This is a genomic window from Cupriavidus sp. FW306-01-F10A (genome assembly GCF_058782785.1).
Genome location: NZ_JBYSYA010000011.1, coordinates 150,494 through 171,672, shown reverse-complemented (window position 1 = coordinate 171,672; position 21,179 = coordinate 150,494). Strand labels below are relative to the sequence as shown.

The following is a 21,179-nucleotide window of genomic DNA, read 5'->3' as shown; positions in this document are numbered from 1 at the left end:
GGCGTGCCGCGAATTCTTTTTGCCAGCGTGGAAGGCGCCGGGCGCGATCAAAAAAGGGCGCTGCCGCGCCCTTCCCTGCCTGCCGCTCAGGCGCCTTCGCCAAGGCGCGCGATCGTTCCCTGCGCGACCGCGCAGAGCTTCTCCTCGCCATCCTTGACGACGAACACATCGCAGCGCACCACCGCCTGCTGGCGGCCGGCGCTGACGCATTCGGCGCGGGCGACCAGCATCTCGCCGATCGCCGGGCGCACGTAGTTGATCTTGTACTCGGATGTCACCACCGGCACCGCCATGGCCGCACCGCCCGCATAGGTCAGCGCGTTGTCGGCCAGGTAGCTGACCACGCCGCCGTGCAGGAAGCCATGCTGCTGCCGCAGATCCTGGCGGATCGGCAATCGCAACTCGGCCTTGCCCGATGACAGCGCCGCCAGCTCGGTGCCGACCAGGACCGAGAAAGGCTGGCTGGCCAGCACCTCCCGGCCCCAGGCGAGCATGTCGGCAGGCCTGGCCTGCCCGGTGCCCGCAGCGGACATCAGAGCACTTCGAAGAGCCCGGCTGCGCCCTGGCCGCCGCCGATGCACATGGTCACGACCACGTACTTGACGCCGCGGCGCTTGCCTTCGATCAGCGCATGGCCGACCAGGCGCGCGCCCGAGACACCGTAGGGGTGACCCACGGCGATGGCGCCGCCGTTGACGTTGAGGCGGTCCATCGGGATGCCCAGCGTATCGGCGCAGTACAGCACCTGCACCGCGAAGGCTTCGTTCAGCTCCCACAGGCCGATGTCGTCGACCTTCAGGCCAGCCTTCTTCAGCAGCTTGGGCACGGCAAAGACCGGGCCGATGCCCATCTCGTCCGGCTCGCAGCCAGCCACCGCAAAGCCGCGGAACACGCCCAGCGGCTGCAGGCCGCGGGCCTCGGCCACGCGTGCGTTCATCACCACGGCAGCCGAAGCGCCGTCCGAGAACTGCGAGGCATTGCCGGCGGTGATCACGCCACCCGGCACGGCGCTGCGGATCTTGGCCACGCCTTCCAGGGTGGTGTCGGCGCGGATGCCTTCGTCGGCGGAGATGGTGACTTCCTTGGTCACCAGCTGGCCGGTGGACTTGTCGGCCACGCCGGCCAGCACCGTCATCGGCACGATCTCGTCCTTGAACTTGCCGGCTTCCTGCCCGGCGGCGGCGCGTTGCTGGCTGCGCACGCCGTACTCGTCCTGGCGCTCCTTCGCGATGTTGTAGCGCTTGGCCACGTTCTCGGCGGTCTGCAGCATGTTCCAGTAGATTTCCGGCTTGTTCTTCAGCAGCCAGCTTTCCTGGACCATATGGCGGTTCATCTCCTGCTGCACGCACGAGATGCTTTCCACGCCGCCGGCGACGAAGATGTCGCCCTCATCGGCGATCACGCGCTGCGCGGCCATGGCGATGGTCTGCAGGCCGGACGAGCAGAAGCGGTTGACGGTGGCGCCGGGCACGGTCACCGGGCAGCCGGCGCGCAGTGCGATCTGGCGTGCGATGTTGGCGCCGGTGGCACCTTCCGGGTTGGCACAGCCCATCAGCACGTCTTCCACTTCGGCGGCCTCGATCTTGGCGCGGGCAATGGCGTGCTGGACGGCATGGCCACCCAGCGTGGCGCCGTGGGTCATGTTGAAGGCGCCCTTCCAGCTCTTGGCCAGCGGGGTCCGCGCGGTGGATACGATGACTGCTTCGTTCATGTCTTGCTCCTCGGAATCTCTTGTGTCGTTCAGTTCGGTGGTTCGGTTCAGCCCTGGCCCTTGAGCAGTTCAGCAGACGTGACACGCGCAACGCCGGCGGCGCCGAGGTCCTGCCATGCCCTGGCCAGCGACCCGTCCAGGTCGATGGCACGGCACGCATCCTCGATCACCGCGGCTGCAAAGCCCGCGGCGCGCGCATCGAGCGCGCTCCAGGCCACGCAATAGTCCGTCGCCAGACCCGCGCAGAACACGCGCTTGACGCCATGCTCGCGCAGGTAGCCGGCCAGCCCGGTGCGCGTGGTGCGGTCCGCTTCCAGGAAAGCGGAGTAGCTGTCCACGTCGGCATGGTGACCCTTGCGGATCACCAGCCGCGCATGCGGCACGTGCAGGCCCGCATGCAGCGCAGCGCCGGGCGTGTCCTGCACGCAGTGCACCGGCCACAGCACCTGCTCTCCATACGGCAGCGTCAGCGTCTGGAACGGCTGCGTGCCCGCATGGTTGGCCGCGAACGAGACGTGGCTGACGGGATGCCAGTCCTGCGTCAGCACCACATGACCGAACGCACGCGCCAGCCGGTTGACGGCGGGCACCACTTCATCGCCGTGGGGCACGGCAAGCGCGCCGCCCGGCATGAAGTCGTTCTGCACGTCGATCACCAGCAGGCAATCGTCCGGTCCGATGGTGGTGTTCATCTCAGCTCCAGGCTGAACCGTGTGGCGGTATTAACCGTTGAAGCCCTTGCCTTCGTCCGCCAGCTTCTGCAGCAGCGGCGCGACCTGCCACGCTTCACCGTGGTAGCCCTTGGCGTAGCGCTTCATCGACAGCGCCACGTTGTACAGGCCGACCTGGTCCGCGTACAGCATCGGGCCGCCGCGGAACAGCGGGAAGCCGTAGCCGGTCAGGTACACCATGTCGATATCCGAGGCCTTGGAAGCAATGCCTTCTTCCAGGATCCTGGCGCCTTCGTTGACCAGCGCGAACACCAGGCGCTCGACGATCTCTTCGTCAGAGATCTTGCGGCGCGTGATGCCCAGGTCCTTCGAGTGCTGCACGATCATGTCGTTGACCTGCTGGTTCGGGTACGGCTTGCGGTCGCCCGCCTTGTAGTCGTACCAGCCCGCGCCGGTCTTCTGGCCGAAGCGGCCCATCTCGCACAGCAGGTCGGCAGTCTTGGAATACTGGATGTCCGGCTTGTCCACCGCGCGGCGCTTGCGGATGGCCCAGCCGATGTCGTTGCCGGCCAGGTCGCCCATGCGGAACGGGCCCATGGCAAAGCCGAACTTCTCGATGGCCTTGTCGACCTGCTCCGGCAGCGCGCCTTCGTCCAGCAGGTAGCCAGCCTGGCGGCTGTACTGCTCGATCATGCGGTTGCCGATAAAGCCGTCGCAAACGCCCGACACCACCGCGGTCTTCTTGATCTTCTTGCCGACCTGCATGACCGTGGCCAGCACGTCCTTGCCGGTCTTCTCGCCACGCACCACTTCCAGCAGCTTCATCACATTGGCCGGGCTGAAGAAATGCATGCCGACCACGTCCTGCGGACGCCTGGTGAACGAGGCGATCTTGTTGACGTCGAGCGTGGAGGTGTTCGAGGCCAGGATCGCGCCTTGCTTGGCGACTTCATCCAGCTTCTTGAACACGGTCTCCTTGACGCCCATCTCTTCGAACACGGCCTCGATGATCAGGTCGGCGTCCTTGAGATCGTCATAGGACAGCGTGGTGCTGAGCAGGCCCATGCGCTGCTCGACCTTCTCTTGCGTGAGCTTGCCCTTCTTGGCGCTGTTCTCGTAGTTCTTGCGGATGATGCCGACGCCGCGGTCGAGCGCTTCCTGCTTGGTTTCCAGGATGGTGACCGGGATGCCCGCGTTGAGGAAGTTCATGCTGATGCCGCCGCCCATGGTACCGGCGCCGATCACGGCGACCTTCTCGATCTTGCGGGTCGGCGTGCCTTCGGGCACATCGGGGATCTTGCTGGCGGCACGCTCGCCAAAGAAGGCGTGGCGCAGCGCGCGCGATTCCGGCGTGGTGACCAGGTAGAGGAAGCCCTCGCGCTCTTGCTTCAGGCCCTGTTCGAACGGCTTGAGCGAGCCGGCCACCGCTTCCAGGCACTTCAGCGGCGCCGGGAAGTTCTTGGCCATCGCGGCCACGGTGTTGCGGGCAAAGCCCAGGTAGCCTTCGGGGTTCTCGTGGCGCACCTTCAGGTCGCGCACCTTCGGGTGCGGGCCGGTGGCGGCGCCAACGTTCTGCGCGAACTTGACCGCGGCGGGCAGCACGTCACCGTCGACGATTTCATCGAACAGCTTGGTGCCGGCAAACTTCTCGGACAGCACCGGGGTGCCCGACACGATCATGTTGGCCGCGGCCTCCAGGCCGATCACGCGCGGCAGGCGCTGCGTGCCGCCGGCGCCCGGCAGCAGGCCCAGCTTCACTTCCGGCAGCGCGATCTGGGCGCCCTTGGACGCCACGCGGTAGTTGCAGCCCAGCGCCAGCTCCAGGCCGCCACCCATGGCGACCGAGTGCACGGCGGCCACGACCGGCTTGGACGAGCCTTCCAGCACGCGGATCACCGAGTGCAGCGTCGGCTCCTGCATGGCCTTGGGCGTATTGAATTCACGGATGTCGGCGCCGCCCGAGAAAGCCTTGCCAGCGCCGGTGATGACGATGGCCTTGACGGCGGCATCGTCCAGCGCACGGGTCATGCCTTCGACGATGCCAAGCCGGGTGCTGTGACCCAGGCCGTTGACAGGGGGATTGTCGAGCGTGATGACGGCTACGCCGCCCTGAACCTGATACTGCGCTGTCATGCTGGTTCCTTTGGTGTCAAAAGTTGTCTCGGGATTCGAATTCTCGAATTCATTTTTTACTGCACGGCGCGGCCGGCGGCGGCCGACGACTGCTGCGGGAGGCGGCCGTCATGAGCGGGTAAACCCTCCGCCCGACCTGCCGCTTTCCCGCGCCCCGCAACGCCTTCCGGCGCTTGGGCGAAACAAGCATACACAAAATAGCACGGTCGTTCAATTTCAATTTTCGGACTTTTCCGACGACATGCGCGGCGCGAATGCCGCCCCTGACCGCGATGCATGGCGGGGGCGCCTAAACCGGTGCCAAATCGCCCTGCCATGGCGGATAAAGCACTTGCCGACTGCGACTGAGTGCCGCCTCTAAACCAGTATCGGACTTTATTTGTCCGACACGGACAAATCGCGCTGGCCGACCCTGTAAACTCGCGGCTTTTCGTTTTTTGCCGTCCGGGTTCCACAAGATGCCGGATCGGCGGAAGGTCCAGCGACCCTGATGTCTTCCCCCTCACACTCCCACGCCCACGAGCACCAGCACCCGGTGGTCGAGCACGACCACCTCAAGCGCAGGCTCAAGGCCCGCCACCTGAGCATGATTGCCATCGGCGGCGCAGTCGGCACCGGGCTGTTCGTGGCCTCGGGCGCCTCGATCGCGCAGGCCGGCCCCGGCGGCGCGCTGCTCATGTATATGCTGCTCGGGCTGATGGTCTATTGCCTGATGACCAGCCTGGGCGAGCTGGCGGTGCATATGCCGGTGGCCGGCTCCTTCGTCACCTACAGCGCACTCTATGTCGACGAAGGCTTCGGCTTCGCGCTGGGCTGGAACTACTGGTTCAGCCTGGCGGTGACCATCGCCGTGGAACTGACCGCGGCGCAGCTGGTGATGCAGTACTGGTTCCCCGAAATGCCCGGCGTGGTCTGGAGCGCCGCGTTCCTGCTGCTGATGTTCGGGCTCAATGCGTTCTCGGTGCGCGGCTTCGGCGAGGCCGAGTACTGGTTCGCGCTGATCAAGGTGGTGACCGTGATCGTGTTCCTCGGCGTGGGCCTGCTGATGATCTTCGGCATCATGAAAGGCGGCCCGCAGTCCGGCTGGCACAACTTCACCATGGGCGACGCGCCCTTTGTCGGCGGCATCCCGGCCATGATCGGCGTGGCGATGATCGCGGGCTTCTCCTTCCAGGGCACGGAAACGGTGGGCGTGGCCGCCGGCGAGGCGGAGAACCCGGCCAGGACCATCCCGCGCGCGATCCGGCAGACCTTCTGGCGCATCCTGCTGTTCTATGTGGTCGCGATCCTGATCATCGGGGTGCTGATTCCCTATACCGATCCCAGCCTGCTGCGCAACGACGTCACCGACGTGGGCGTGAGCCCGTTCGCACTGGTGTTCCGCCACGCCGGCCTGGCCTTTGCCGCGGGACTGATGAACGCGGTGGTGCTGACCGCGCTGCTCTCGGCCGGCACCTCCAGCATGTATGTATCGACCCGGATCCTCTACGGCCTGGCCGTCAGCGGCCGCGCGCCGCGCGCGTTCGGCAAGCTGACCGTGAGCGGCGTGCCGTTCAACGCGCTGCTGGCCACCACCGCCGTGGGCGCGCTGTGTTTCTTCAGTTCGCTGTTCGGGGACAAGGCGGTCTACCTGTGGCTGCTCAACACCTCGGCCATGACCGGCTTCTTTGCCTGGCTGGGCATTGCCATCAGCCATTACCGCTTCCGTCGCGGGCTGGTGCACCAGGGCTATGACGTGGGCATGCTGGCCTACCGCTCGCCGCTCTATCCCTTCGGCCCCATCTTTACCGTGGTGCTGTGCGTGGTGATCGTGGCCGGGCAGAACTACCAGGCGTTTGCGGATATTCCGAACCGGTGGCCGGAGATCGTGGCGACCCATATCGGCGTGCCGGCGTTCCTGGCGCTGTGGTGGGGATACCGGGCCGTGAAGAAGTCGCGGCTGATTGATTACGACGATATGCCGTTTGACTTGCCGAAGCCACCGGATCGCTCCCGTCTCCCGCTTGCGGGTGACGGGCAGGGAGTGAGGGCCGGCGCTGGCATGTCACCGGAATGACTTAGCCGGGGCGCCCCGCCCTCGCCCCGACCCTCTCCCGCAAGCGGGAGAGGGAAACACACAGCTTGTGCAGGCCGTGGTTGTCGAACTCCGGCCGCAGTAGCAATCAGAACCTGAAGTTCGCCGTCAGCATGCCAAAGCGCCCTGCGCCCAGTGCGCCGTAGTGGTTGTGCGCCTTGGTGTAGTACGTCTTGTCGAACAGGTTCTGGATATTGAGCTGCAGCGACAGGTTCTTGTTCACCTTGTAGGCGCCCATCAGGTCAAAGCGCCAGTACGACGGCACATACAGCGAGTTGGCCGGGTTGGCATAGACCTTGTCGACATAATACGCACCCGCGCCCACCGTCAGCGCCGGCAGCAGCTGGTAGGTGGTCCACAGGCTGAAGCTGTTCTTCGGCGTATTGGGGAACTGGTTGCCGTTGTTGGCCGCGTTGACTGCCTGCGGACCGTTGTCGATCAGCTCGCTGTTCAGGTAGGTATAGCCGCCGAACACGCCCCACTTGTCGGTCAGGTTGCCGGCAAAGCCCAGTTCGAAGCCCTTCACGCGCTGCTTGCCGGCATTGATCGTGGTGTTGGCGTCAACCGCGACCCGCGCGTTGTTCTTCTCGATCTGGAAGATCGCACCGGTCAGCGACAGGCGGCGGGCCAGCAGGTCCCACTTGGTGCCGATTTCCACCGAACGCGAGGTCTCCGGCTCCAGGTTGCGCTGCGCCGCGGTGATATTGTCGGCGCCGTCGCCGTTGGTCGAACCCGGCGGCGTCGACGAGGTGCCGTACGACACGTAGATGCTGGCATTCTCCACCGGCTTGTACACCACGCCAGCCTGGTAGTTGAAGAAGTGCGACTTGTTGCGGACATCCAGCTGCGCCACGGCCGCGCCGGTGTTCGGGTTGGTGTACGCGTTGGCGAAAGCGTGCGTGTCGTAGTTGTCGTAGCGGATGCCGCCGTTGACCAGCCACTGCTTGGTGATCTCCACCGTGTCGAACAGGTAGACCGACTGCGTGTTGGTGGTCGTGGTGGTAGTGACCGGCATCTTGCTGATGCTGCCGCGCCACGGGTCGTTCGGGTTCGGGTTGGCCAGCGGCGCGCAGTCGAAGCTGGCCACCAGCGACGCGTTGCAGATGCCCGCTGCCGCCGCCCGGTTGGCCGAGACCACGTTGTACGGGGTGTTATCGGTATCGTCGCGGCTGAACTCAAAGCCGAACAGCACGGTGTGCTTGAGGCTGCCGGTGTCGAACTTGGCGCTCAGGTCGGTCTGGTTGGTCAGCGTCTCGGTCGCCGAATCGCGGCTCTTGGTGTTGCGCCAGACAAAGCCGCGCGGCACGTTGCCCTTGCTGTCGTCAGGGTTGGTGACGATGTAGTCGTTGGTCGCGCGGCCCCAGCGAGTGGTGTTGCTGAACACCAGGCCGTTGCGGAAGTCATGCTTGACCGTGGCCGTGGCGATATCGGACTGCGTCTTCTGGAAATCGCGATTGGTCAGGCCGTAGAAATTGTTGCGGTCGACACTGGCCGGCTGCGACGGGTTGGCCTTGCTCGACTGGCTGGCGGGGCGGGAATACGGAATGCTGTAGTCCGGCATGCCGTTGCCCTGCAGGTGGTAGTACGACAGCGTGACCTGCGTGGGTGAGTTCAGGCCAAAGGTCACGGACGGCGCGAAGCCCCAGGAGTTCTGGTCGACCTCGTCGCGGCCGGGCACGTTGGCGGTATACCCCAGCGCATTCAGGCGCACGGCAGTATTGTCGTTGAGCACGTAGTTGCCGTCTGCCGTGGCGCGGAAATACGAGTCCGTGCCCACGCCCACCGAGCCCTGCACGAAGTTCTCGCTGGTCGGCAGCTTCGACACGATGTTGATCATGCCGCCGGCCGAGCCCTTGCCGCCAAAGGCCGAGCTCGGGCCCTTGATGACTTCGATGCTTTCGATATTGAAGGTGTCGCGGGTCTGCGAAGCGGTGTCGCGCACGCCGTCGACATAGATGCTCGACATCGAGTCGAAGCCGCGGATGAACGGACGGTCGCCGATCGGGTTGCCGCCTTCGCCGGCGCCGAAGGTGATGCCCGGCGTGGTGCGCAGCGCGTCCTGCAGCGAGTTGGAACCGGTCTGCTGCACCACCTGTGCCGGCACCACCGTGACGGACTTGGGGGTATCCAGCAACGGCGCGGTGAACTTGGCCGACTGGGCCTCGTCCACCTTGTAACCATCATCCTTCGCTCCTGTCACCGTCACGCTTTGCAGCGTCACGGGCTTGGTGTCGGCACTGGCCGCGGCGGCAGGCTGGCTCTCCTGTGCCGCAGCGCCCTGCATGGCAAACACTGCCACGGCGCCGGCCAGCGCCCCGGCAAGCGGATTCAGCCGGAACGTGTCCTGTTGTTGTTTCACGATCTACCTTCCCTTTGTTGCTTTGTAGTTTTCTTGACTCGATCTGTGCGTGGTCATGAAGACAGGGCTCAGGCAGCGTGAAAGCTTTGATTCATGTCATCCATAACGGCGGGCGATTATAAGATGGCCGAAATCAAAACACAAACAAGAATCATTCCTATTCAATCACTAAAAATATCGAATATACGGTCGGAAATGGCAGAAATGGCTGCATATGCCACTTTTTTCGTGACAATATAGTCATTTTTCGGTAATACGCGGCAGCTTGTTGACTAGTCTACTTAGCAGCAGCGGGCGCGCCTGGCGCCTGTAGGAGTGCCCGCGCGGCGGGGATTTCCCGTCACTGCCAGGGGCTGACAAACCATTGATTTTTCTGATGTTTCAGCCCGGCTGAAGCTGTGCCGCAGGGTGCGGCGGGGCCTTGGCGCCGGGTCGAGGCAGACCCGGCGCATATCCACGGCGAGCGCCGGATCAAACCTCCAGCCACTCCTTTCTCACCTGCGAGTTGGCCTTCAGCTCCGCGGGCGTGCCTTCGAACACGATATGCCCGTGCCCCATCACGTAGACGCGCTGGGAAATATCCAGCGCAATCGCCAGCTTCTGCTCGATCAGCAGCACGGAAATACCCCGCTCCTTCAGCGTCTTCAGGTAGTCCCCGACCAAGGCCACGATCATCGGCGCCAGGCCTTCGGTGGGTTCGTCGATCAGCACCAGGTCGGGGTCGCCCATCAGCGTGCGGCACAACGTCAGCATCTGCTGCTCGCCGCCGGAGAGCACGCCGGCCGAGGTGTTCTCGCGCTCCTTCAGCCGCGGGAACATGTTGAACATGTCCTCGACGGTCCATCGCGGCCTGGCCTGCCTCGGGTTGCGCTTCTCCCCCAGCAGCAGGTTCTGCCGCACCGTCAGCGTCGGAAAGATGTCCCGGTTCTCCGGCACATAGCCAATCCCGAGGTGCGCGATCTCGAAGGTGCGCCGCCCCAGGATCTCTTCGTCGCGAAACCGCACCGAGCCCTCGGCCTTGACCATGCCGAGGATGGCCTTGGCCATGGTCGAGCGCCCCACCCCGTTGCGGCCCAGCAGCGCGACGATCTCGCCTTCGCCGATATGCGCGTCCACGCCGTGGAGGATGTGGCTCTTGCCGTAGTAGGCGTGCAGGCCCTGGACGTTCAGCATGCGCTTGCCCATCAGTGCGCTCCTTCGGTGGCTTCCTCGTCGAGGGTTGTGCCCAGGTAGGCTTCCTTGACCTTGCGGTTGTTGCGGATGGCTTGCGGGGTATCCGTGGCAATCACTTCGCCGTAGACCAGCACAGAGATGCGGTCGGCCAGGCCGAACACCACGCTCATGTCGTGCTCCACCATCACCAGCGTCTTGCCGACGGTGACCTTGCGGATCAGCTCCACCGCGTGATCGGATTCGGAGCGGCTCATGCCCGCGGTGGGCTCGTCCAGCAAGATCACCTCGGCGCCGCCGGCGATGGTGATGCCGATCTCCAGCGCGCGCTGCTCGGCATAGGTCAGCAGGCCCGCCTGGCTGTCGCGGCGGTGCTGCATGCCAATCAGCTCCAGCACCTCCTCCGCGCGCTCGCGCGTGTCGCGCAGGCCCTTGAGCCGGTGCCAGAACGAATACTTGTAGCCGAGCGACCACAGCACCGCGCAGCGCAGGTTCTCGAACACCGACAGCCGATGGAAGATGTTGGTGATCTGGAAGCTGCGCGACAGCCCCATGCGGTTGATCACGAAGGGCTGCAGCCCGCCGATCTCCGCGCCGTTCAGGCGCACCGTGCCGCTGGTCGGCGCAAAGCGCCCCGAGATCAGGTTGAAGGTGGTCGACTTGCCCGCCCCGTTCGGCCCGATCAGCGCATGGCGCTCACCCTTCGGGATGCTCAGGTTCACGCCGCGGATGATCTCCGTCTGGCCGAACTTCTTGCGTACATCGGTCAGTTCCAGTGCCGCTGTCATGCCCTGCCTCCTGCGATTTCCATCTGTACCTTGTCCCACGCGCTGCGCACCCGCGCCGCCGCCAGGCGCCACGCGAACAGGCCAGCCGCCCACAGCGCGGCCGCCACCAGCCATGGCGCCCAGCTCGCGGCATCGAAGCCGACGCCGAACAGCGACATCGTGGTGCCGTTGGCGCTGTCGACCTGGACCTTGTAGACCAGCTCGACCGTCAGGATCATGGCCAGCAGCAGCACCACCCCGGCGCCGCCGGCACGCGCATAGGACGGCAGCATGCGGCCCAGCTTGCCCTTGCCCAGCAGCGGCACCTGCATCAGCAGCAGGCTGGCCAGCCCGCCCGGCACGAACATCACCATCAGCACGAAGAACAGGCCCAGGTACAGCAGCCAGGCCTTGGTCAGGTCCGACAGCGCCACCGCGAACAGCACGAACACCACCGCGCCGATGATGGGCCCGAAGAACACGCCCGCGCCGCCGATGAACACCGCCAGCAGCACGCCGCCGGAGCGCACCGCGCTGACGTTCTCGGCCGAGACGATCTCGAAGTTGATGGCGCCCAGCGCCCCGGCGATACCGGCGAAGAATGCCGACAGGATCAGCACCAGGTAGCGCACGCGCTGGGTGTTGTAGCCGATGAACTCGACCCGCTCGGGGTTGTCGCGCACGGCGTTGGCGATGCGGCCCAGCGGCGTCTGCGTCCAGGCGTACATCGCCACCATCGACAGCAGGCACCACGCCGCGATCAGGTAGTAGACCTGGCGCCCGGGCCCGAAGGTGATGCCCAGGAACGGGTCGCCGACCACGCGGTTGGTGGAGATGCCGCCCTCGCCGCCGAAGAACTCCGGGAACATCAGCGAGCTGGCGAACACCATCTCGCCGATGCCCATGGTAATCATGGCAAAGGTGGTGCCGGACTTCTTGGTGGTGACGTAGCCGAAGATCACGCCGAAGAAGGCGCCGGCCACGCCGCCCACCAGCGGCAGCATCGACACCGGCAGCCAGACCTTGCCCGCCCCGACCATGTTCAGCACATGCACGGCGATAAACGCGCCCAGGCCGGAGTAGACCGCGTGGCCGAACGACAGCATGCCGGTCTGCCCGAGCAGCATGTTGTACGACAGCGCAAAAATGATCATGATGCCCATCTGCGACATCAGCGTGATGGCGAAGCCCCCGGTGAAGATCAGCGGCAGCACCAGCATGACCAGCACGGTCAGGCTCCAGATGATCCAGCGCGCCAGGTTCAGCGGGCGGTAGCGCAGGGTGCGGCCGGTCACCACCGGCTCGCGGGGTTGTTGCATCGCTTGCTCCATGGCGTCAGCTCTCCCGGGTTCCCATCAGTCCACGCGGGCGGAAGATCAGCATCACCACCAGCAGCAGGTACGGCAGCACCGGCGCCACCTGGGCCACCGTGAGCTTCCACAAGGAATAGAACGGCGTGGCCTCGCTGACGGCCAGCCCCAGGCTGGTCATCAGGCCCGCCAGCGAGGCGTCGATGGTGACCGCGAAGGTCTGCAGCACGCCGATCAGGATCGACGCAATGAAGGCGCCCACCAGCGATCCCATGCCGCCCACCACCGCCACCACGAACACGATCGACCCGACCGCCGCGGCCATCGACGGCTCGGTGACGAAGGCATTGCCGCCGATCACTCCCGCCAGCCCGGCCAGCGCGGCGCCGCCGCCAAACACCATCATGAACACGCGCGGCACGTTGTGGCCCAGCGCCTCGACCATTTCCGGGTGCGTCAGCGCGGCCTGGATCACCAGCCCGATGCGGGTACGCGTCAGCACCAGGTAGATCGCCACCAGCATGCCCAGCGACACCAGCATCATGAAGGCGCGGTACTTGGGGAAGGACGAGGTGAACACCGTGAACAGCGGCCCGTCCAGCTCCGCGGGAATCCGGTACGGCACCGCCGCCAGGCCCCACACCAGCTTGACGCCCTCTTCCATCAGGTAGGCCAGGCCGAAGGTGAACAGCAGTTCGGCCACGTGGCCGTACTTGTGCACCGTGCGCAGGCCGAAGCGCTCCACCAGCGCGCCCGCGCCGGCCACCAGCAGCGGCGCGAAGATCAGCGCCGGCCAGAACCCGACCTTGCTGGCGATGGTGTAGGCAAAGTAGGCGCCCAGCATGTAGAAGCTGGCATGGGCAAAGTTGAGCACGCCCATCATGCTGAAGATCAGCGTAAGGCCCGATGACAGCATGAACAGCAGCAGCCCGTAGCTGATGCCGTTCAGCAGTGAGATGACGAAGAATTCCACAGCGTGTCCTTCAAGCTGGCGCCGCCATGCGTGGGCATGCCGGCGTCCGTCCGGTTGGATTGAGGGTGAGCGTCGCCCTCCGGGGGCGGATGCCCGCCCCGGACGCTCCCCGGTATCGACCGAAAAAGACTGAAAGTATGCAGGATCGGGCGGCCACTTTGTCAGCGTGGCCGGCCCGTCACGGACAGGATCAGCCCGGCCGCTTCATCTGGCAGGAGGTCGGCTGCGCCGACACGTACTGGTCCATCAGCGCGTTGGTCTTCCAGCCGTAGCCGGTGTTTTCCTGGTCGTACTTGATTTCCTTGCCGTCCACCTTGGTCCAGGTGGCGACCACCAGCGACTGCTGCGCCTGGTGGTCCGAGTTGCGCATCTCGACCGTGCCGTTCATGCTGTCGACCTTGATGCCCTCGAGCGCCTTGGCAACCTTGGTCGGATCGGTCGAGCCGGTGTCCTTGAAGGCCTTGGCCAGCATGGCAATGCCGGTGTAGGAGGCCATCACGTAGAAGTCGTCGTTGTACTTCTTCTTGAAGCCCTCGATGACATCAGCCCCCTTGAACCCCTTGTTGTTGGGGTTGTAGTAGCCGACATACTTGACGTGCTCGGCGCCGGTGGCGCCCATCGCCGTGGGCACGCCGGTGGTGCCGGCGTAGTAGGTGTAGTAGTTGGCGGTCAGGCCGGCATCCTTGCCCGCCTTGATCAGCAGCGCCAGGTCGCTGCCCCAGTTGCCGGTGATCACGGTATCGGCGCCAGAGGCCTTGATCTTGGCCGCGTACGGGGCAAAGTCCTTGACCTGCGCCAGCGGGTGCAGGTCTTCACCGACGATCTGGATGTCCGGGCGCTTGCGCTTGAGGTAGTCCTTGGCGGCGCGCGCCACCTGGTGGCCGAACGAGTAGTTCTGGTTGATCAGGTAGACCTTCTTGACGTTCGGATCCTTGGCCAGGAAGGTGGTCAGCGCCTCCATCTTCATGTCCGAGTTGGCGTCGAGACGGAAATGCCAGTAGTTGCATTTGGCATTGGTCATGTCCGGGTCCACCGCGGCGTAGTTCAGGTAGACGATTTCCTTGCCCGGGTTGCGCTCGTTGTGCTTGGCCACCGCGTCCTGCAGCGCCAGCCCGACCGACGAGCCGTTGCCCTGCACGATATAGCGGATGCCCTGGTCGACCGCCTGCTTGAGGATGGTCAGGCTTTCCTGCGGCGACAGCTTGTTGTCGAAACCCACCACCTCGAACTTGTGCGCGCCGGCCCAGTTCTTCTGGTTGGCGATGTCGGCGACATACTGCCAGCTCTTGAGCTGGTTCTGCCCAACGGGAGCCATCAGCCCCGAGAGCGGGTCAATGAAGGCGATCTTCACCGTATCCGCGAGTGCGGTACCTGAAACCAGCGCAGAACCCAGTGCGGCAAACACGGCCACACCGGCCACCAGCGGACGCATTTTGGTCATACCTGTCTCCTTCACTCTTGTCGTTGGCTTGTCGTCGAATTTGGCTGGCTGCGCGGCGTCCTCCATGCCACGCCGTGCAGCCGGCCCCGAACACGCCATGCCGCAAGCAGGCATGGCGCACCGGAAAGCGCGTGCCGGCGTCAGGCGGTCGGCAGCTTGTAGTCCTTGAACTGCTCGCGCAGCTTGAGCTTCTGCATCTTGCCGGTGGCGGTCAGCGGGATCTCGGTGACAAAGGCCACGTCGTCCGGGATCCACCACTTGGCGACCTTGCCTTCGAAGAACTGCAGCAGTTCTTCGCGGGTGACTTCGGCGCCGGGCTTCTTCACCACCACCAGCAGCGGGCGTTCATCCCACTTGGGGTGGTAGGCCGAGATGCAGGCCGCCATATGCACCGCGGGGTGCGCGGCGGCGACGTTCTCGATATCGATCGACGAGATCCATTCGCCGCCGGACTTGATCACGTCCTTGCTGCGGTCGGTGATCTGCATGAAGCCGTCGGCGTCGATGGTGGCGACGTCGCCGGTCGGGAACCAGCCGTCGGCCAGCGGGTTGTCATCGTTGCGGAAGTAGCGGTCGATGATCCACGGCCCGCGCACCATCAGGTCGCCGAAGGCCTTGCCGTCCCACGGCAGCTCGTTGCCGTCGCCATCGACGATCTTCATGTCGACGCCGAAGATCACGCGGCCCTGCTTTTCCTGGATCTTGTGGCGCTCGGCGTCGGACAGGTCCTGGTGCCTGGCCAGCAGCTTGCACGACGTGCCCAGGGGCGACATCTCGGTCATGCCCCAGGCGTGGATCACCTCCACATCCAGCGCCTCGAGTGCGCGGATCATCGCCGGCGGCGCGGCCGAGCCGCCGATCACGGTGCGGCGGAAGCTGGAGAACTTGAGCTGGTTCGACTGCACGTGCTGGAGCAGGCCGAGCCACACCGTCGGCACGCCGGCGGAGAAGGTCACCTTCTCCTGCTCGAACAGTTCATAGATCGAGGCCCCGTCCAGCTTGGCACCGGGCAGCACCAGCTTGGCGCCGACCAGCGGCACCGAGTACGGCAGGCCCCAGGCATTGACGTGGAACATCGGCACCACGGGCAGGATCACGTCGCTGGCGGAGCAGCCCAGCGCGTCGGGCAGTGCCGACGCGTACGAGTGCAGCACCGTCGAGCGGTGCGAGTACAGCGCGCCCTTGGGGTTGCCGGTGGTGCCCGAGGTGTAGCACAGGCTCGACGCCAGGTCCTCGTCGAACTGCGGCCATTCGTAGTTGCCGTCCTGCGTGTCGACCAGTTCCTCGTAGCACAGCAGCGGCACCTTCGATTCGGCCGGCATATGCGCGCGGTCGGTCATCGCCACCCAGCCCTTGACGTTGGGGCAATGCGGCGCCACGCCTTCCACCAGCGGCAGGAAGGTCAGGTCGAAGAAGATATAGCCGTCTTCCGCGTGGTTGACGATATAGGCGATCTGCTCGGGGAACAGGCGCGGGTTGATGGTATGGCAGACGGCGCCCATGCCGGACACGCCGTAGTAGATCTCGAGGTGGCGGTAGCCGTTCCAGGCCAGCGTGCCGACGCGCTCGCCCCGCTTCACGCCCAGTGCGCCGAGCGCCTGCGCCAGCTTGCGGGCGCGCAGTTCGCAATCGCGGTACGTGTAGCGATGCAGGTCGCCCTCCGTGCGCCGCGAGACGATCTCGGTGCTGCCGTAATAACGCGCGGCGTGTTTGATGATGGAGGAAATGAGCAGCGGCGCGCTCATCATTTGACCCATCAATGCCATGAACCTGCCTCCTGAAAGTCTTGTCTAGTTCGCCTGAAAACGAACAACCGTACTATTTTTTGGCGGTCGTTTCCATGCACCAAATCGGCGTCCGGCCGATCTCGTTGTGCACTGCTGTACTGTCGTTGTGTATTGCCGTCGGGGTTGCCGCCGGTATTGCCATCGAATTCGGGGCCGCAATTCTGCGAAAAGCCCATGCACCGGATTCATGTGCGCACTGAAGGAGGAAAATAACCGTGCGGTGCATGGCGGCATTAACTCGGTCGAGCGGTCGAGTGCCGTTGAGGACGTACAATACTGCGTGGCATGTTGCACCTCAACATGTCGTTTTCCCTAGCCACCACCGCATTTTCGTGCCCCCGGCATGCCGCGCTGCACCGCTTTTTACGCGGTTCGCCGCACATCGACGAGCGCACGGAATTCGCACCGCCCCTTGCGCCCCGAGGCGCCCCTACGCGATGCCAGACACGCCCCAGTCACAAGCTCCGCAGCCCTCCGACGCAGCCACGCCGGCAACGCTGTCCGCGCCCTGGCGCACCGCGCCCGGCTTCGCCGAACTCGGCGCGCAGTTCTTCACGCGGCTGCGCCCGACGCCGCTGCCAGCACCCTACCTGGTGGGGGTGGCGCCGGCCGCTGCGGCCCTGCTCGGCTGGGATGCCGGCATCGGCAGCCAGCAGGACTTCATCGAGACCTTTATCGGCAACCAGGTGCCGGACTGGGCCGACCCGCTCGCCACGGTCTATTCCGGGCACCAGTTCGGGGTCTGGGCTGGCCAGCTCGGCGACGGCCGCGCCATCCGCCTGGCGCAGGCCGAGACCGCCACCGGCCCGTGGGAAATCCAGCTCAAGGGCGCGGGCCTGACGCCCTACTCGCGCATGGCCGATGGCCGGGCGGTGCTGCGCTCATCGATCCGCGAGTACCTCTGCTCCGAAGCCATGGCCGCACTGGGCGTGCCGACCACGCGTGCGCTGTCTATCATGGGCTCGGACGCGCCGGTGCGGCGCGAGACCATCGAAACCTCCGCGGTGGTGACCAGGCTGTCGCCGACCTTTATCCGCTTCGGGCACTTCGAGCATTTCGCCGCGCACGACGACGTCGCCGCGCTGCGCAAGCTGGCGGATTTCGTCATCGACAACTTCATGCCCGCCTGCCGCGACGACACCCAGCCCTACCAGGCGCTGCTGCGCGAGGTCTCGCTGCGCACCGCCGACCTGATCGCGCACTGGCAGGCAGTGGGCTTCTGCCACGGGGTGATGAACACCGACAATATGTCGATCCTGGGCCTGACCATCGACTACGGTCCATTTGGCTTCCTGGACGCGTTCGACGCCAACCATATCTGCAACCACTCCGACACGCAGGGCCGCTACGCCTACAGCCAGCAGCCGCAGGTGGCATTCTGGAACCTGCACTGCCTGGCGCAGGCGCTGCTGCCGCTGTGGCTGCCGCCAGAGGATGCCGACCAGGAAGGCGCGCGCGACGCCGCCGTGGAAGCCGCGCGCGCGGCGCTGGACCCGTTCCGCGACCGCTATGCCGCGGCATTCTTCCGCCACTACCGTGCCAAGCTGGGCCTGCGCCCGCCCGCCGGCGGCGATGACAAGAGCGATGAGCCGCTGCTGACCAGCCTGTTCCAGCTGCTGCACGGCCAGCGCGTGGACTACACGCTGTTCTGGCGCAAGCTGTGCGGCATTTCGTCCGCCGATGCCTCGCGCGACGCGCCGGTGCGCGACCTGTTCCTGGACCGCGCCGCCTTCGACGCATGGGTGGCCGACTATCGCGCGCGCCTGCGCGCCGAGCAGTCGCACGACGCCGCGCGCGAACTGGAAATGCTGGCAGTCAACCCCAAGTACGTGCTGCGCAACCACCTGGCCGAAACCGCGATCCAGCGCGCACGCGAGAAGGACTTCACCGAAGTGGACCGCCTGCTGGCAGTGCTGTCGCGCCCCTTCGACGAGCAGCCGGAAGCAGAGCACTACGCGGCGCTGCCGCCGGACTGGGCCTCCGGCCTGGAGGTCAGTTGCTCGTCGTGACGCCATGTCATCCGCGCCCTGCACGCCGGCCCCAGCCGGTGTAAGGTTCGCGCAGTTTGCACGACCAATGCCTTAACTGAGGAACCCAGCCGAGGAAGCCCTGCGAGGACAAGACCATGACCACCACCAAGACCGACGCCGAGTGGCGTGAACAACTCTCCGACATCGAATACCGCGTGACCCGCGAGGCCGCCACCGAGCGCCCGTTCACCGGCCGCTACTGGGACCACTGGGACAACGGCATCTACCACTGCGTGGGCTGCGGCACGCCGCTGTTCGAATCCGCCACCAAGTTCGATGCCGGCTGCGGCTGGCCCAGCTATTTCCGCGCCATCAACGGCGAGGTGATTGCCGAGCACGTCGACCACAGCCACGGCATGACGCGGGTGGAGGTTCGCTGCAAGGAATGCGGCAGCCATCTCGGCCATGTCTTCGAGGATGGCCCCGCCCCGACCGGCCTGCGCTATTGCATCAACTCGGCTGCGCTAAAATTCGATGATCGCGACCCGGCACAGCGTGCGGCGGATGAGGCCCACGCTGCCGGCAGCGACGACAAACCCCGGCGCGGCCCGCAGCGCTGAATGCTCCGGCAAGCACGCCGGACACAACCTGGTACCGCATGAAATTCCTGTTCGACCTGTTCCCGGTCATCCTGTTTTTTGCCGCCTTCAAGCTGGCCGACATCTACACCGCCACCGCCGTGGCCATTGGCGCCACCGTGCTGCAGATCGGCTGGGTCTGGTTCCGCCACCGCAAGGTCGAGCCGATGCAGTGGGTCAGCCTGCTGATCATCGCGGTGTTCGGCGGTGCCACGCTGGTGCTGCACAACGAGACCTTCATCAAGTGGAAGCCGACCGTGCTCTACTGGATGTTCGCGGTGGCGCTGCTGGGCTCGGTGATCGGCTGGCGCAAGAACCTGATCCGCGCCATGATGGAGAAACAGGTGACCCTGCCCGACCCGGTGTGGGCGCGCCTGAACGCCGCCTGGGCCGGCTTCTTTGCCGCCATGGGCGTGCTGAACCTGTACGTGGCCTACCAGTTCTCGACCGAGGCCTGGGTCAACTTCAAGCTGTTCGGCAGCATGGGGCTGATGCTGGTGTTCATCGTCGCCCAGAGCGTCTGGTTGTCGCGCCACATGCCCGAGAACAGCCAGGACTGACGCCCCCCGCCCCCGCACCCCACGAACTGAAGGAAACCATTGATGGCAGCCGATCCCGCCACTATCGAGGCGATGCTGCGCGAAGCGCTCGCCCCCAGCCACCTGGCCGTGCGCGACGACAGCGCGCTGCACGCCGGACATGCCGGCGCCGCATCGGGCGGCGGACATTACGACGTGACAATCGTCAGCGAGCGCTTTACGGGTCACAGCCGGGTTGCGCGACACCGCATGGTGTATGATGCGCTGCGCGGTCTGTTCCCCGCGCAGATCCACGCACTTGCCGTGACTGCGTTCACCGACCAAGAGTACCAATCCCGCGCATCATCACGCGATTCTTCCAGCAACTCTCAGACCTGATTCCATGAAGACCACCGTCCTCTCGTTCAGCCTGGCGGCTGTGCTTGCTGCCGGCAGCCTGCCGGCCATCGCCCAGAATGCCGCCGTCGTGAATGGCAAGGCCATTTCGTCGGCAAAGCTGGACAAGTTGATCGCCGGCACCGGCCAGCCCGACAACCCGGAGCTGCGCTCGCGCGCGCGCAACATGCTGATCGACCGCGAACTGCTCGTGCAGGAAGCCAACAAGCGCGGCCTGACCCATCGCGACGACGTGCAGGAACAACTGGAACAGGCCCGCCTGAACGTGCTGGCCGGCGCCGTGTTCGAAGACTACGTGAAGACCCACGGCGCCAGCGACGCCGAGTTGCGCAAGCAGTACGACAAGATCAAGTCGCAGTTCGGCAACGGCAAGGAATACCACGCCCGCCACATCCTGGTGGAAAAGGAAGCCGACGCCAAGGCGATCATCGCCAAGATCAAGGGCGGCGCCAAGTTCGAGGACATGGCCAAGGCCTCGTCCAAGGACCCGGGCTCGGCAGCCAACGGCGGCGACCTGGACTGGGCCAACAGCAGCAGCTACGTGCCTGAGTTCTCGGCTGCCATGACCGGCCTGAAAAAGGGCCAGCTGACCGATACCCCGGTCAAGACCCAGTTCGGCTGGCATATCATCGAACTGGTCGACGTGCGCGACGCCAAGATCCCGTCGTTCGAAGAGGTCAAGCCGCAGCTCACGCAGATGCTGATGGGGGACCAGAACTGGCAGCGCGAGCAGTTCCAGGCCATGATGAAGTCACTCAAGGACAAGGCCAAGATCCAGTAAGGCACGGTCCGGTCGCCCCCCGCCGGTCCTGCAAGATTCAAGGATGCAGCGCGTGGAGTCGACTGGCCGCTACTGGCAACTCTGGCATCTCTCATCCCGGGGCATGTGCTATTGCGCACTGGCCTGGGCGACCCTGGATGGCGCCGCCCCCGGCTGGCGCCAGCTCCACCCCTATCTCCCGTTGCGTGACCGTTACGCGCCCGAGAAGATCCTGCACGCCGTGGTGGCGTACAAGGAGGCTCGCGGCGAGATCAGGCCGCCCCCTGGTTTTGAAGCCGGGCGGATGCTGACTTATGCGTATGCGTCGTGGAGTTCACGCCTGCTCCCTCCGCTTGCCGGCTGAACCAGCCTTCACTGGCGCAGGTCGTAGCGCCACCCGGTTTCGTCGAGCTGCCTGATACTGTCACCAGTCCGACCAGCGCGTCCAGCATCTTGCTGCCCGTTTCCGCGCTGGCCCAG

18 protein-coding genes are annotated in these 21,179 nt (G+C 65.3%); 7 read left to right on the top strand and 11 right to left on the bottom strand.

The window, feature by feature from the left end; genetic code table 11:
- Positions 1–86 precede the first annotated feature (86 nt).
- Genes AC3WLF_RS17830 through AC3WLF_RS17815 form a run of 4 tightly spaced genes read right to left on the bottom strand, consistent with a single transcriptional unit; the run spans position 87 to position 4,515 of the window.
- A complete protein-coding gene (locus AC3WLF_RS17830; RefSeq protein ID WP_492320164.1) occupies positions 87–533 on the bottom strand; it encodes a PaaI family thioesterase in 447 nt (148 codons plus the stop codon).
- On the bottom strand, positions 533–1,711 hold the full coding sequence (locus tag AC3WLF_RS17825) for an acetyl-CoA C-acyltransferase (RefSeq protein ID WP_492320163.1): 1,179 nt from the start codon (positions 1,709–1,711) through the stop codon (positions 533–535). The genes AC3WLF_RS17830 and AC3WLF_RS17825 overlap by 1 nt, the downstream gene beginning before the upstream one ends.
- Positions 1,712–1,758: 47 nt before the next feature.
- Positions 1,759–2,403, bottom strand: a complete 645-nt coding sequence (gene pncA, locus AC3WLF_RS17820; RefSeq protein ID WP_492358573.1) for a bifunctional nicotinamidase/pyrazinamidase — start codon at positions 2,401–2,403, stop codon at positions 1,759–1,761.
- A 30-nt stretch (positions 2,404–2,433) separates the two neighbouring features.
- The gene (locus AC3WLF_RS17815; RefSeq protein ID WP_492358572.1) at positions 2,434–4,515 is read right to left on the bottom strand and encodes a 3-hydroxyacyl-CoA dehydrogenase NAD-binding domain-containing protein; all 2,082 of its coding nucleotides are present in this window, start codon (positions 4,513–4,515) and stop codon (positions 2,434–2,436) included.
- 490 nt (positions 4,516–5,005) lie between these two features.
- Here AC3WLF_RS17815 and AC3WLF_RS17810 point away from each other — a divergent pair, with 490 nt between their 5' ends.
- Positions 5,006–6,571, top strand: coding sequence for an amino acid permease (locus tag AC3WLF_RS17810; protein WP_492358571.1), 1,566 nt, complete (start codon positions 5,006–5,008; stop codon positions 6,569–6,571).
- Between the two features lie 106 nt (positions 6,572–6,677).
- Here AC3WLF_RS17810 and AC3WLF_RS17805 read toward each other — a convergent pair whose 3' ends face one another.
- From AC3WLF_RS17805 to AC3WLF_RS17775, 7 genes are all read right to left on the bottom strand, one after another.
- A complete protein-coding gene (locus AC3WLF_RS17805) occupies positions 6,678–8,948 on the bottom strand; it encodes a TonB-dependent receptor (RefSeq protein WP_492320159.1) in 2,271 nt (756 codons plus the stop codon).
- Positions 8,949–9,419: 471 nt separating this feature from the next.
- Positions 9,420–10,133, bottom strand: coding sequence for an ABC transporter ATP-binding protein (locus AC3WLF_RS17800; RefSeq protein ID WP_492320158.1), 714 nt, complete (start codon positions 10,131–10,133; stop codon positions 9,420–9,422).
- A complete protein-coding gene (locus AC3WLF_RS17795) occupies positions 10,133–10,906 on the bottom strand; it encodes an ABC transporter ATP-binding protein (protein ID WP_013956531.1) in 774 nt (257 codons plus the stop codon). Before AC3WLF_RS17795 ends, AC3WLF_RS17800 begins: the two co-directional genes overlap by 1 nt.
- The gene (locus AC3WLF_RS17790; RefSeq protein WP_492320157.1) at positions 10,903–12,216 is read right to left on the bottom strand and encodes a branched-chain amino acid ABC transporter permease; all 1,314 of its coding nucleotides are present in this window, start codon (positions 12,214–12,216) and stop codon (positions 10,903–10,905) included. Before AC3WLF_RS17790 ends, AC3WLF_RS17795 begins: the two co-directional genes overlap by 4 nt.
- 4 nt (positions 12,217–12,220) lie before the next feature.
- Positions 12,221–13,168, bottom strand: coding sequence for a branched-chain amino acid ABC transporter permease (locus tag AC3WLF_RS17785; RefSeq protein WP_010810051.1), 948 nt, complete (start codon positions 13,166–13,168; stop codon positions 12,221–12,223).
- Positions 13,169–13,358: 190 nt separating this feature from the next.
- A complete protein-coding gene (locus tag AC3WLF_RS17780) occupies positions 13,359–14,609 on the bottom strand; it encodes a branched-chain amino acid ABC transporter substrate-binding protein (RefSeq protein ID WP_492320156.1) in 1,251 nt (416 codons plus the stop codon).
- 140 nt (positions 14,610–14,749) lie between these two features.
- The gene (locus AC3WLF_RS17775; protein WP_492358570.1) at positions 14,750–16,375 is read right to left on the bottom strand and encodes a 3-(methylthio)propionyl-CoA ligase; all 1,626 of its coding nucleotides are present in this window, start codon (positions 16,373–16,375) and stop codon (positions 14,750–14,752) included.
- A gap of 458 nt (positions 16,376–16,833) precedes the next feature.
- Between AC3WLF_RS17775 and AC3WLF_RS17770 the strand changes: the two genes are divergently transcribed.
- The 6 genes from AC3WLF_RS17770 (at position 16,834) to AC3WLF_RS17745 (ending at position 21,063) form a co-directional block, all read left to right on the top strand.
- Complete coding sequence (locus AC3WLF_RS17770) at positions 16,834–18,405, top strand: protein adenylyltransferase SelO (RefSeq protein WP_492320154.1); 1,572 nt, start codon at positions 16,834–16,836, stop codon at positions 18,403–18,405.
- A 116-nt stretch (positions 18,406–18,521) separates the two neighbouring features.
- Positions 18,522–18,986, top strand: a complete 465-nt coding sequence (gene msrB, locus AC3WLF_RS17765) for a peptide-methionine (R)-S-oxide reductase MsrB (RefSeq protein WP_492358569.1) — start codon at positions 18,522–18,524, stop codon at positions 18,984–18,986.
- Between the two features lie 38 nt (positions 18,987–19,024).
- On the top strand, positions 19,025–19,564 hold the full coding sequence (locus AC3WLF_RS17760; RefSeq protein ID WP_035820219.1) for a septation protein A: 540 nt from the start codon (positions 19,025–19,027) through the stop codon (positions 19,562–19,564).
- A 42-nt stretch (positions 19,565–19,606) separates the two neighbouring features.
- Positions 19,607–19,921 (top strand): BolA family protein, encoded by a 315-nt coding sequence (locus tag AC3WLF_RS17755; RefSeq protein WP_010810057.1) that lies wholly within the window; start codon positions 19,607–19,609, stop codon positions 19,919–19,921.
- 4 nt (positions 19,922–19,925) lie between these two features.
- A complete protein-coding gene (locus AC3WLF_RS17750) occupies positions 19,926–20,720 on the top strand; it encodes a peptidylprolyl isomerase (protein ID WP_492358568.1) in 795 nt (264 codons plus the stop codon).
- 43 nt (positions 20,721–20,763) lie between these two features.
- Entirely contained in the window at positions 20,764–21,063 is a 300-nt protein-coding gene (locus tag AC3WLF_RS17745) for a hypothetical protein (RefSeq protein WP_492320153.1), read from the top strand.
- Positions 21,064–21,179 lie beyond the last annotated feature (116 nt).

Coding starts and splice junctions, on each gene's coding strand:
- AC3WLF_RS17830 (WP_492320164.1), bottom strand. CDS start 533: ATGTCCGCTGCGGGCACCGGGCAGGCCAGGCCTGCCGACATGCTCGCC.
- AC3WLF_RS17825 (WP_492320163.1), bottom strand. CDS start 1,711: ATGAACGAAGCAGTCATCGTATCCACCGCGCGGACCCCGCTGGCCAAG.
- pncA (WP_492358573.1), bottom strand. CDS start 2,403: ATGAACACCACCATCGGACCGGACGATTGCCTGCTGGTGATCGACGTG.
- AC3WLF_RS17815 (WP_492358572.1), bottom strand. CDS start 4,515: ATGACAGCGCAGTATCAGGTTCAGGGCGGCGTAGCCGTCATCACGCTC.
- AC3WLF_RS17810 (WP_492358571.1), top strand. CDS start 5,006: ATGTCTTCCCCCTCACACTCCCACGCCCACGAGCACCAGCACCCGGTG.
- AC3WLF_RS17800 (WP_492320158.1), bottom strand. CDS start 10,133: ATGGGCAAGCGCATGCTGAACGTCCAGGGCCTGCACGCCTACTACGGC.
- AC3WLF_RS17795 (WP_013956531.1), bottom strand. CDS start 10,906: ATGACAGCGGCACTGGAACTGACCGATGTACGCAAGAAGTTCGGCCAG.
- AC3WLF_RS17790 (WP_492320157.1), bottom strand. CDS start 12,216: ATGGAGCAAGCGATGCAACAACCCCGCGAGCCGGTGGTGACCGGCCGC.
- AC3WLF_RS17780 (WP_492320156.1), bottom strand. CDS start 14,609: ATGACCAAAATGCGTCCGCTGGTGGCCGGTGTGGCCGTGTTTGCCGCA.
- AC3WLF_RS17775 (WP_492358570.1), bottom strand. CDS start 16,375: ATGGCATTGATGGGTCAAATGATGAGCGCGCCGCTGCTCATTTCCTCC.
- AC3WLF_RS17770 (WP_492320154.1), top strand. CDS start 16,834: ATGCCAGACACGCCCCAGTCACAAGCTCCGCAGCCCTCCGACGCAGCC.
- msrB (WP_492358569.1), top strand. CDS start 18,522: ATGACCACCACCAAGACCGACGCCGAGTGGCGTGAACAACTCTCCGAC.
- AC3WLF_RS17760 (WP_035820219.1), top strand. CDS start 19,025: ATGAAATTCCTGTTCGACCTGTTCCCGGTCATCCTGTTTTTTGCCGCC.
- AC3WLF_RS17755 (WP_010810057.1), top strand. CDS start 19,607: ATGGCAGCCGATCCCGCCACTATCGAGGCGATGCTGCGCGAAGCGCTC.
- AC3WLF_RS17750 (WP_492358568.1), top strand. CDS start 19,926: ATGAAGACCACCGTCCTCTCGTTCAGCCTGGCGGCTGTGCTTGCTGCC.
- AC3WLF_RS17745 (WP_492320153.1), top strand. CDS start 20,764: ATGCAGCGCGTGGAGTCGACTGGCCGCTACTGGCAACTCTGGCATCTC.